This is a genomic window from Methylotuvimicrobium sp. (genome assembly GCF_050611805.1).
Lineage (GTDB): Bacteria > Pseudomonadota > Gammaproteobacteria > Methylococcales > Methylomonadaceae > Methylotuvimicrobium.
Genome location: NZ_JBNGHF010000023.1, coordinates 38,857 through 50,888 on the forward strand (window position 1 = coordinate 38,857; position 12,032 = coordinate 50,888).

At 50.7% G+C, this 12,032-nt stretch carries 6 protein-coding genes; 3 read left to right on the plus strand and 3 right to left on the minus strand.

The features are described from left to right. The 3 genes from ACRJJO_RS12650 to ACRJJO_RS12660 all read left to right on the plus strand — a co-directional run bounded on the left by ACRJJO_RS12650 (nt 1) and on the right by ACRJJO_RS12660 (nt 5,720). The gene (locus tag ACRJJO_RS12650; RefSeq protein ID WP_431066082.1) at nt 1-3,273 is read left to right on the plus strand and encodes an efflux RND transporter permease subunit; all 3,273 of its coding nucleotides are present in this window, start codon (nt 1-3) and stop codon (nt 3,271-3,273) included. Next, nucleotides 3,270-4,352 carry an efflux RND transporter periplasmic adaptor subunit gene (locus ACRJJO_RS12655; protein ID WP_431066083.1) on the plus strand — a complete coding sequence of 361 codons (1,083 nt, stop codon included), beginning with the start codon at nt 3,270-3,272 and terminating at the stop codon, nt 4,350-4,352. The genes ACRJJO_RS12650 and ACRJJO_RS12655 overlap by 4 nt, the downstream gene beginning before the upstream one ends. 972 nt (nt 4,353-5,324) lie before the next feature. Beyond that, nucleotides 5,325-5,720 carry a hypothetical protein gene (locus ACRJJO_RS12660; protein ID WP_431066084.1) on the plus strand — a complete coding sequence of 132 codons (396 nt, stop codon included), beginning with the start codon at nt 5,325-5,327 and terminating at the stop codon, nt 5,718-5,720. Nucleotides 5,721-6,644: 924 nt separating this feature from the next. Here ACRJJO_RS12660 and ACRJJO_RS12665 read toward each other — a convergent pair. The 3 genes from ACRJJO_RS12665 to ACRJJO_RS12675 form a co-directional block, all read right to left on the minus strand. Next, on the minus strand, nt 6,645-7,631 hold the full coding sequence (locus ACRJJO_RS12665) for an N-acetylmuramidase domain-containing protein (RefSeq protein ID WP_431066085.1): 987 nt from the start codon (nt 7,629-7,631) through the stop codon (nt 6,645-6,647). A gap of 54 nt (nt 7,632-7,685) precedes the next feature. Continuing rightward, nucleotides 7,686-9,356 carry a hypothetical protein gene (locus tag ACRJJO_RS12670; RefSeq protein ID WP_431066086.1) on the minus strand — a complete coding sequence of 557 codons (1,671 nt, stop codon included), beginning with the start codon at nt 9,354-9,356 and terminating at the stop codon, nt 7,686-7,688. Between the two features lie 63 nt (nt 9,357-9,419). Next, a complete protein-coding gene (locus ACRJJO_RS12675; RefSeq protein ID WP_431066087.1) occupies nt 9,420-12,026 on the minus strand; it encodes a tetratricopeptide repeat-containing protein in 2,607 nt (868 codons plus the stop codon). Nucleotides 12,027-12,032: the final 6 nt, after the last annotated feature.

Consider the following 12,032-nt stretch of genomic DNA (forward strand, 5'->3'; position numbering starts at 1 on the left):
TTGACTACTTCTTCCGCATCCTTCAATCACCCGCTAGACCGCCTTGTCGCTTACGCGCTGCAAGGCGGCCTGCCGGTATTCTTTTTTACGCTGTCCTTGGCGCTCGGCGCGATTGCGCTGACGTTTACGCCGCGCGAGGAAGAACCGCAAATCGTCGTGCCGATGGCCAATGTCATCGTTGCTGCTCCGGGCCTATCCGCAGGACAAGTCGAAAAGCAGATTACTTTGCGCTTGGAAAAACTACTGACTCAAATTACTGGTGTCGAACACGTTTATTCGAGGTCGAGCAATGGTCAAGCCATCGTAACTTTGCGGTTTTTTGTCGGCGAGGACCGGGAAGATGCCTTATTAAATACTTATAACAAACTCTATTCGAATCAAGATCAAATTCCGGCGGCGGTAACCGAATGGCAAGTCAAACCGGCCGAAGTCGACGACGTGCCGATCGTATTGGCTTCGCTCTGGAGCCGGGCGCCGGACTTGTACAGCGACTATGAATTGCGCCGCTTTGCCGACGAAATTACCGTGCAATTGCAGCAAATCACCGACACCAATCAAATCAACGTGGTCGGAGGGCGCGCCCGAACGATCAATGTCATGCTCAACCCGCAAAGCATGGCAACCCGGAAAACCACGGCTATCGAAGTGGCAGGCGCCATTCGACAAGCCAATCAATTGCATAATGCCGGACTCGTCTCGGCCAACAATCGCTCGATTCAATTGGAAGCGGGCGACTTCGTCAGAACGGTCGAACAATTAAGCACGCTGGTCGTCAATACCGTCGACGGTATTCCGGTATATCTGCGCGATGTCGCCGAAATCACCGACGGCCCGGAAGAACCGGATCATTACAGCTGGATTCAGTTTGCCGACGGGCACCCCTTATCCGCCGATTTCAAGGACGATTACCCGATGATCACGATCGCGGTCGCGAAAAAACGCGGCGCCAATGCGGTCGCGGTCGCCGAAAATGTGCATCGTAAATTGGCGCAGTTGCAACAAGAATTGCTGCCGCCCGAAATTGGCATCGAAGTTTTGCGCGATTACGGCCAAACCGCCGATGAAAAAGTCAACAACCTAACCACGAGCCTCGCATTCGCGGTCATCACGGTCGTGTTATTCATCGGTATCTTTCTCGGCTGGCGCCCTGCCCTGGTGGTCGGTTTAGCGATTCCGGTCTGTTACGGCGCCACCTTGGCGCTGGATATGTTTTTCGGTTATACGATCAACCGCGTGACCTTATTCGCGCTGATCCTGTCGCTCGGGTTGCTGGTCGACGATCCGATCACCGGCGTCGACAATGTCGAACGCTATATGCGCCTCGGCCAAGGTAGTTTGAATGAACGTATCGTCGCGGCGATCGCCGAAATCCGGCCGGCGCTGCTGATGTCGACGATCACGATCATCCTGGCCTTCATTCCGCTGGCCTTCATTACCGGCATGATGGGGCCTTACATGGCGCCAATGGCATTCAACGTGCCGGTAGCGGTCATTCTATCGACGGTTACGGCGTTCATCGTGACGCCGTGGCTAGCCGGCAAGGCTTTGAAACCGGCCGAAGACGATCTTGAAACGACAACCGGGCCTAGCCGTTATGAAAAACTGATCGAACCTTGCATCGCCAATCGCAAGTCAGCCTGGATCGTCATCATCGCGATGCTGGTCTTGTTCGTTTTGACCGCACTACTGCCGGTATTGCGCCTAGTACCTTTAAAATTACTGCCTTTCGACAATAAGAACGAAATGCAGATCATCGTCGACATGCCGGAGGGCAGCACGCTCGAACATACCGCCGCCGTTACCCGTTCGGCCGCCGCGATTGCCGCGCGTTTGCCTGAGGTCAAGGCGATCGCGGCATTTGCCGGCACGCCGTCGCCGATCGACTTCAACGGCTTGGTCCGGCAATACGATTACCGCATCGCGCCGCATTTGGCCGATATCCGCCTGACCTTGGCGCCTAAGGAAGAACGCGAACATCAATCGCATGCCGTACTCTTAAGACTCAGAGCTTTGCTGGCGCCGCTCAATTTCGACCGCATTTCGGTCAAGGTCGTCGAAGTTCCGCCCGGCCCGCCGGTCATCAGCACACTGGTCGCCGAAATTTACGGCGGCACGCTAACGCCTTACGAACGGCAACGCCAGGCCGCTCAAGCCGTCATGGCTAGAATGGCGAAGGAACCCTTTGTCGTCGATATCGACTCGAGCGTTGAAGACAGCCAACCGCGTTGGCGTTTCGAAACCGACAAAGAAAAAGCCGCGCTGGCCGGAATTTCCACCGAAAACCTGGCCATGAACTTAGGCCTTGCGAATCGAGGCCATATTCCCGGCTATTTCCATCTCGAACGCGAAGTCCGCCCAGTCCCGATTAAACTCAGGCTTGCGCAAAGCGCTCGCAGTAGCCGGCGCGATCTGGGCGTATTACCGATCAAGCCCGATAGAAACCCGGCCGCCGAAGCCTTGATGCTGGCCGAATTGGGCTCCTTCGTCGAATCCGAAACCGATAAATCGATTTATCACAAAGACTTGAAACCGGTCGTCTATGTCATGGCCGAACTGGAAGGCCGCACGCCCGCCGAAGTGATCGCCGATATCAATGCCGATTTGAACGGTACGAAAACTTCGGCACCGGATTGGGATAGCCGCACGTTTCTAAATTCCGGCGGCGGCATTCCCTGGCAATTACCCGACGACATCACGATCGGTTGGACCGGCGAAGGCGAATGGAAAATCACGGTCGACGTATTCCGCGACATGGGCATCGCCTTTGCTTTCGCGCTGGTCGGTATCTTTTTCGTATTGCGGATACAGACCGCCTCGACCACCTTGTCCCTGATCATCATGTCATCGATTCCGCTGACCGTGATCGGCATCATGCCCGGCTTCTGGATGTTGAATCAATTCGGCGAACGTTTTATCAACGGCAGTCCCGACCCGGTCCTATTCACCGCAACCGCGATGATCGGCATGATCGCTCTGGCCGGCATTGTAGTCAGAAACTCGTTGATTTTGGTCGAATTCATCACACAAGCCAGAAACGAAGGACTGGGATTGAAGGACGCCTTACGGCAAGCCGGCAACATCAGAATGCGCCCAATATTATTGACCGCCGGAACTACCTTACTCGGTAACCTCGTTATCGTGCTCGACCCGGTATTCAGCGGCTTGGCGATAGCGATTATCTTCGGCATCATCGCCTCGACATTGTTTACGTTGTTCGTGATACCTGCCGTTTATTATTTGATCTATGCCAAAAGCGAGAATGCCACAACATGACTCTACCGAATAATATAAAAACGCTGGCTTTATCGGCTGTAACTCTTCTAATATTGTTATTGATGATTCTGTGGATGGCAGGCGCCTTTCAAAGCAAAATCAAACCCGAAACCTTAGCGAGCGGTCCGGCTTATCAAGGCCCGAGCCTAACGGTCGAAAGAGTGACGGTACCGGTCTTCGAAAAGGCCACCGGCACTCTTGAATCGAAGCAGTCCGGCGATATCAGCGCACAGATTCAGGCTCGTATCAAATCGATTCATGTTAAATCGGGCGATAGCGTCAAGCCTGGCGATTTACTGATTACGCTCGACGATGAAGCCATTGCCGCCCGAACCGCGCAGGCGAGACAAAACATTAATGCGCTGAACGCGCGCCTAGCCGGCGCCGAGGCGCATTACCAGCGCACCCGAAAACTGTTCGCTCAAGAAAGCGCGACGCAAGCAGCGCTGGATGCGGCCAAGAGCGATTATGAAAGCCTCAAATCGCAACGCGCGGCGGCCGGATCGCAGCTACAGGAAGCCAGATCCATTCAGGATTTCAGTAAAATTCGGGCGACCTTTCCGGCCCGAGTCATAGATCGGCACGCTGAACCCGGCGAAGTCGCCTATCCGGGCAAAAAACTGCTGACGCTGTACGACCCGGCGGCACTCCGTGTCGAAGCCTATATCCGCGAATCGGTCGCAATCGGGCTACAAACCGGACAAACACTCGAAGTCGGCATTGACGCGTTGAAACTGACCTTACCTGCGGTCATCGAGGAAATCGTCCCGGCTGCCAACCCCGGCGCGCGTAATTTTTTAATCAAAATGCGCATCGACAGCCGCCCCGGCTTGTACCCCGGCCTGTTTGTCCGAATCCGCATTCCGCAAGGCGAAGAGCGATTGCTTTCGATTCCGCAAGACTATGTGCATCAAGTCGGTCAACTCGATGTCGTCTGGATACTGAATAACGGCCAAATCGAGCGCCGTTTCGTCCGCCTAGGCCGCACCTTGCCTGACAATCGTATCAAAGTCGTGTCCGGTTTATCCGGCGGAGAACAATTGGTTCCGCCGGAACACGCATTGGCTGAAGGCGATTGATGTTTATCATAACGTTCATGTAGGCTTGACGGCAGCTCCCTGCCGACACCTGTCAATCGAGTTACCGAACCCTCCATAAAATAGGTAAGTTATTTGCGGCCAAACCCTACATTGCAACCTCATTATACCTGTCGCACTTCAAATTTCGGCATTAGCGTAGGAGGTGCCATGGTGTTCGATAAAGGCTTTGATAGCATGGATGCTATCATAGAGCCTACATGGACGTATTCACCCAGCACCTAAATTCCATAGCCTTTTGGCTATGGTAACTATCTTGCATAATTCATCCAGCACCTAAATAAGCCATGATTTTGAATCATTGCCAATGACCTATGGAATTTAGGTGCTGGGTTCACGGCGTCCTTTGACGGGCACCTCGGCACCGAAATTTGACTAACATAGAAAAGTAGAAAAGGGGTCCTAGAAAAGGGGTCCGAGAAAAGGGGTCAGGTTACTTTATTACCTAAAAAAATAACTCTTTTTCTACCTTTTCTACTTTTCTGTTTTATTTTCCCAGTGAAGCGCCATCGAAACGTAGGAGGCATTTAAATAGGTCATTTCACCTAATTTAGGTGTTTCATATCACACAGTTTCCGTTTTCATTTTTTCGGTCCTTAAAAAATAGATAACCATTCAATGAGTTATAAACTGGCATGCCGTTTGCTTTATACGGTTAGACCAACCAAGTTGGTTCCTGTCAAGGAGACGCATAGCTCACGATGAGTGAATAAAAGGAGTTTTAGAACATGGGGAAGGACCACCCCACTCTGCTGTTAGGTTCTGGTATAGCCAAAGGCAGCGACTTCGTTAGCGAAACTTAAAACACTAACTAACGAATATAAGCTCTGGATTGTCCTTTCCGGGTTCCACGCTGGAGTGTGGGAATCCAAATGAAGGAAAGTTATCCTCATACCTTTGCGCAGGCGTAGGAATGAGGGATTTATTTACACTTACACTGACATTCGAAACTTTATGAATAATAGCACTTTACTTTTCACCGCACTGCCCTTGTTACTTGCCGCGAGTGTGGCTAACGCCATGCAGCCACCTGCGCCTATCGTCATCAACCCGTTCGGAAACCAAGGCAATGGCGCTTGCAATATCTCATCGGAAGCGGGCGATAGCGTATATCACGGCCCTGCCAGCGTTAAAGTCACCGTCAACAAAAACTTTGCGATCGCTTCTTGCACCGTCACTCCGGATACCGACAGCGACGTGCAACCGGCTTTCGTCGAACGTGATGACGTGCCTTGCCGTATTAAGTACGATCATCCTGGTCCATACTTTTATACCGGTTTCGGCGGCTTCACCGCCACACCCAGCGGCAATGTCATTGCCCGTTGCAAGGCCGAATTAACCTCTGAATAAGTCGCGTAGATCGGGGGACGATGGAGCGTCTCCTATCAAATGGCTCACACGCTCCGGCGCTCATCGTTATACATAAGTCAAAAATTACGCTTTTGCAACCCTAGCCAATGACGCCTCGATACCATTCATTATCACTTAACACTCTAGGCTTCGAAATCGCGATCAGGGGATCGCTCCCACAGAGCATCCTCCGCTCTGCGGTACAACACTTTCGTCGTCCTTCACCTAACGCTAGGTGAGCCTCGTAGGCTTGCTTCTCGGGGCTATGTGTCGGATTCAGGGCATCCTCCCTTCACCTCGTTGCACTCGCTTGTCTGTCTCCTCGGCTTTCGCCTCGCAGTCATTACACTTCCGAGCGGCTGACTAGGCCTTACTCGGGAGAGCTTCCCGCTTACGCGGCTCTCTCACAGCTGGCAGCATTGCCAGCTTACCTAAGCCTTACATTTGACAGCGCCTCTTCCCTTTTCCGTCTGTTTCACTGCGCGGCTCACTGTAGAATAACTCACGCCAAAATATTCGCCCACTTGAGCAAGCTCTAATATAAGCTCTCCATCAATGCCACCAGTGGCGAATCGAAGCCGCTCGTTCAATCTTCGTTGTTGTCGGGAAGCTAGAGCTTCCTGAACAGGCTACCCAAGCTGAAGCTTGGGTAACAGTATATTCGGGGAAGTGCCCTAAATGAAACTTTGGCAATTCAGTAAGTTAATTTTAGCGACATCCTTAGCTTGATGCGTATGGACCGCACACCCCGGCGCCTCCTAAGGCACTGCCGAAATTTGAAGTGCGAAAGGTATAACTCATCGGCATGGTGAACCCTTCAGCCTTCGATATGACTCCCCTGAGCGCAGCCGAAGGACTACCAGGATTGCACTTATAACTTGAATCCAAGGATTATGAATTGTCCATTAACAATGAATGTTCGGTTTATTGCATTAAAGCCTTAAACTCCCGGTGCCAGCGGGCCAGTTGCTCATGATAATGATGGGCTTCGTATTTCGGTCCGTTGTAATACCTGGCGACACTCCGAAAATCGGCTTCTTCAGGCTTTGTTTTTTTAACCGCATCTTTTCTGCCGGTTAGGAATCTCGCGACAAATGCCACCTGTTGCTCGGCCGGCGCGGTGAAAAGCTCCGTCGCCGATTTCGCTCCGACCATTTTGAAATTAGCTCCCATGATCTGCCCCAATCCGAGACTCATCGATTGCATGCGCAACTCTTCCAACGGCGCGTCGGGGTGCTGTTTGTTCAATCGCGATAAGTAATGCTGTTCGAATCTCGGCCTTATGACGCCGGCGGTTTCTTGGCGAATGATCGCTAAAATCCATTCGGGGCGGACGGCAACGCCTTTTTCTTGCTCGATTTGTTTCGAAGCCTGTTGCGCCATTTCTCCATAGCGGTCGAGAATGCCTCGGCAATCCAAAAAACGCCTTTTATGCAATGCATTCAAATGAAAGATCGCATCATCGAAGCGCCCGGTCATGATATGTCCGGCGTCAATTCTATCAAGCGCGGCTTTGAGCATTTTTTCCAACGTAGTCAAAGTCAATTTGGCGTCCGGTATCACTGTTATCAGAGTCCGCGCGGTATTCCATCGACACTCGTAGCAAATCGTTTTTCGGCTAATCGCCGGATTCAAACCGTGCTCGAACTGAAACTGCGCGACCGCACGATTGGTACCGCGACCGAAATCGCCGTCGATCGTGAACGCGCCGGTCGATGTCGTCGAATATCCCAAGAAAATCAGCACACGCTGAATCGCCTTGATACCGCTTTCGCCGGCCGAGGCTCGCGTCAATGAAGCATCTCCGTTCAAAAAACGCTGTAGATCGTCTCTCCATTGGTCGTCATGATCATTTGCATCTGCGATAATCCTTCCGATTCGCGCATCATTCATTAAGGTTGTTATAGTCATGGCATAAAACTCCAAAAATGAAATAAACCAATCATCGTTAGCATGCTTTTCAATTCATGCGGTCAATAAAGGTTTCAAAATTTTCTGCGAGAACTCAGAGTCGCTCTTCGCATCGCTGTCTATCCAATCAATTTTTGTAAGACTGTTTTTCAGTAAATGCTCGGCCGTTTTTCTATCCGTCTGTTTATCGAACAAAATGACCAGCCTGCGTAAATGCGGCATAGCGGCGAGGACACTCAACTCATAACTACAGCCTTGCCGGTCCGAGCAATACCCCCTCAAATCCATCAAAACACAATTCGCTCGATGCGCCAACACGGACAGTACCCTCTGCCAAGTACCGTCGAAGCAAAAAAACTCGTTGATACGAAACCGTCCATCTAGGTCAGGTAACAAATCCAAATCCTGCAAAGCTTGTTGCAATCGCGTCTCGCTGCTAATGAAACGTTCTTGTAAATGTCCGCTCAAAAACGTAAACAATTCGTCGGGCTCAAGCGTGCGCAATGATAAATCCTTACCCGCTATCAACAAAGTTTTGCCGGAATAACGCCACCGCTCGACGATTTGATCGAATAAGGATTCAATACGATTATCCGACCGAAACACGCGCAACAGCAACAATGTCGGCGCTTGATGGCGTTGCCGCAACACTGGGGCCAACACAACAAACGACAGAGGAATAATAACCCAGGCAAATAAGACTACATACGCCTCAAAACCGAGCGAATGACTAAGCACCATCGCATGAAAAAGCAAGGCAATAGCCCATAAACCGGAGAACAGGTATAAGGGTTCTGAAAATAGTTTTTTACGATATGCCGTAGCAACGCCTCTCGCCAGCAGGCGAACCGGATAATAAGCCAACAGCCATGGCGCAACACTGAACAAGATAAAAACGAAATAAGCATTCGTTGCCGAAACCCAATCCATTACCCAAGAATCCGGTTCGTCCCCCAGCGCTTGTTCGAGAATATTTAATCCGGTCAACGATGACGCGGCCAACAAAAAAAACACGATCAACAAATACGGTCCGACGGCGCGTAATTTCGGACCGGTCATAAAAAACACAAAGACTAATAACGGCACCTGCTGACCGAATAACCAGAACATCATTTCGACCGAAATCTGTCTGTCGTAAGAGCTTACAATGACCAACAGGCCGGCCAATAACATATAAAACACAGATACGATCAGAATTTTCCATCGCAACCAACGCTCCAACAATCCTATTCCCGGCACTAACGGCCACGCATAAACCAAAGTCAGAATCGTCGTCCGGCGCCAACTATAGGCCTCTTCCACATAAGCAGTTTGAGCGCTAAGAGCAACAACTATTGCAACGATAGCCGAAACCAGCGTAAATGCGATGCGTAACCGCCAAAGTGCATGGGAATTCTGACGAAACAAATCGATACCTTCGACCGAAAACCGGTCACCCTCACTATCGGCCGAAAACGTTGAATCGGCCTTAGGGTTTCGTGATAAATAACGTCCGGGAGCTATGAGCTTTGTTGAGGGTTCGGTAACTCGCTTGACAGGACGCCGTGAAATAGGAAAGTTATTTACGACCAAATCCTTAGCAACCGAGTCATCAGGCGCATCGCCAACCATCATCAGCTCGAGTACTTTATTGCGATAACGCCGAGCAATAAGCAGGCCCGCAACCCAAGACAATATCAGTGCGGCGATTAATGCAAAAAAAAGCTGCCCGTCCAGTAAATTCATAAGACCTCACTTTATCTTTGGCCCTTAATTTCGCATTGCCGGCCTGTATTGCAAACGGTTTGTTTATTTCAAACTTAGCAATCGCGCCAGTCGACCTCGTTTCAAAAACAAACGATCGAAAAGCAGCAAATGCAGCTTGGCCATGAGGTAGCCAGTCAACGCAATCGCAACCTTGATTACGATGCTTCTCACCTCTTCCTTTGGATTCAACCATTTTATCGCCGGAAGAAATAATGCCGCCAATAAACCCAGAAGCACGACAATCAAACCGCCGACCGACATCGAAAACACGACACTATTCCATTGTGCGGCAACGAGCTCGATCATTACCCATAGCAAGAAGACGATAGCGCCGAATGCCGCAATCTTTAAACCGGAGACCAAATGCCAAGCTTTAAAGAACAGACTCCCGCCGACCTGCAATTGTAAAGCTAAATCCATTCTTTGCTTTGTCGCCTGTTGACCTGGTTTCTCGGCCAGAATGGCTTTCAATTTCAAGAATTCCCAATCTCTTTGGGGTGCTGTATGGATGTCGAAATCGCCCCAGGTACCTGGATTACGCTCCGCCTTGTGCCGTTGATCCAAATCCTTTAATTGCCGGTCTGCCATCAAATAGCCGCTGGCCATCAGCGAATACGCTTCTACTTCGGTAAACGAATCGAGATCGGTGCGAAGCCCTGCAATTTTTTCTTGCAGATCCTTCGAAACACCGTAGGATGTCAGGTGCTCTTCGTCAGTCTGTCCGCCGGGATTGTCGCAACCTATCCAGTCCAAAGGCTGAGGCGCCAAACCCTTTCGGGTATGAACGAAAAACACACTTTCCAACGCCTTGCTATCCAAGCGGACTTGTAAATCTTGATATTGAGCTTCCCGAATTCTATCCTGCAACACAGATACGGTTCGCAAAACCACACCGCCCGGATCATCGGCCGGATCATGCGAATCGTTCAACTGCCCGCTGGCATCGCTACATAAAATCAGCGTGCATCCTTCCGCAAGCAGGCCCTGAATGCCTTGATTATCATAAACGCCACCATCGACTAATTTGACGGCACGCTTCGGATACAGGCCGCTCAATACGAGCGGTTCGAACAATCCGGGCACACAAGACGAGGCCGCTGTGGCATAGCCCAATCTGAAATTTTTGAGGCTGTCTTCCGGTGCTTGCCTATAATACAGCCGGCGATAGCGTTCGTTGCTATCGATGTCGATCATTCCTGGCGGTTCACCCATCCAACTGGCGGTGAAGAACCAATTATGGCCGGAATTCAGCGATGTGGTATTCAACATCAAAATCGGCACCTTGGCCCGACGCCGCCAGTTATGGAAATTCGGCCTGAAATCTTTTCCCTGGTACCTTCCGTGCGCGGGCTCTACCATTAAATCCGGCATTTTGCGCGGCAGGTAGGCTTTACCATCGTCCACTTGAGAATACAGTTTGCTTTCATAAAGCTCGCCCAATTTATGACTGCGCGTGTAACGCTTGGAAAACAACATCGTGACATTATCGATAAAATCGTTGAATGCCCTCATACGGATGTTGCTTTGCACGCCCTGCAAAAAACCTTTTTGCAGCTTTTCGATGACATCCAAGTAATCATCGCGATCCAACTTCTTCGACGAATCTTCCAGCAATTTCTGCACTTCCAAATAATACTGAGTACCCAAAATACTGCCGCCCGAAACGGTCGACATTACATCGACACCGCGTAGCGCATCGACCTCTGCCAGCCTAGCCATCACCCCCAGATGAAAGAATGAAGCGCGGAATCCGCCGCCCGACAAAGCCAACCCGACCTTGCCGCGATAACACATCAACGCATTGGCCGTTTCGTCGCCCAGCAGTCGATGCAATGCTCGCCAGGCTTCATGCCAAGTTTCCGGTTCTTCCGTTTCATCGGGGACATCGAGGCCCTGATTTTTCGCCAATCTTACCCATTGCCGAAAAGTTGATTGAAGTTCCCATTCTTTCGGTTCCGGTTCTGAATCTCGTGCCTTGGCCAACCATCCACCCGCTTCGGCATAATCTGCTAGACCGAAATAAGCCTCGCCGATTGTGACCGAAAACCAATAATTTTTGGACAGCTCGGGATCGTTTTGCCGAGCCAACAAATTTTCCAAACTCTTTTTGCGCAAGTCCGATGCTTCTTTTCGGAATTTTTGCGCTTCCTTGGTCTTAATGCCGTTTCGTTGCTCCAGGCTTTCGGCGCGCGCCGCGAGCAAGTCTAAAAGATAAGCCGCATTATTCGCAGCATAACCCAAATCACGATCCGGATTGGTTTCAAAAGCTGCCCGGTAAAACGACAGGCTTTGATAAAGGTGATCGATTTGTCCGCAAAATTCCCAAAGCTTTTTATAAATCGCGCCGCCCAACGACAAGGTTTCTGAGTCTCGGTTTTTCGAGTCGCGTAAACCAATCGATTCCAGCAATGTCAATGCTTCTTCGAAGCGATGTTTGGGATAGCGTTCTTCGTCCTTATAGGTGCATAAGGCCAACTGTTGAACGACCCAAATGTCTTCGGGATGAATGTCACGAGCCCTTTCCAAAACCCTGCGCGCTTTACCGAATTCCAGCTCACCTTTCAGAACTCCGATCAATTCTTTTAAGTCGGGTAAATCCGGAAATTCGCTTCCCGATAAAATGTTGTCGGCCGTTTCGATTGCGTTCATCATCCC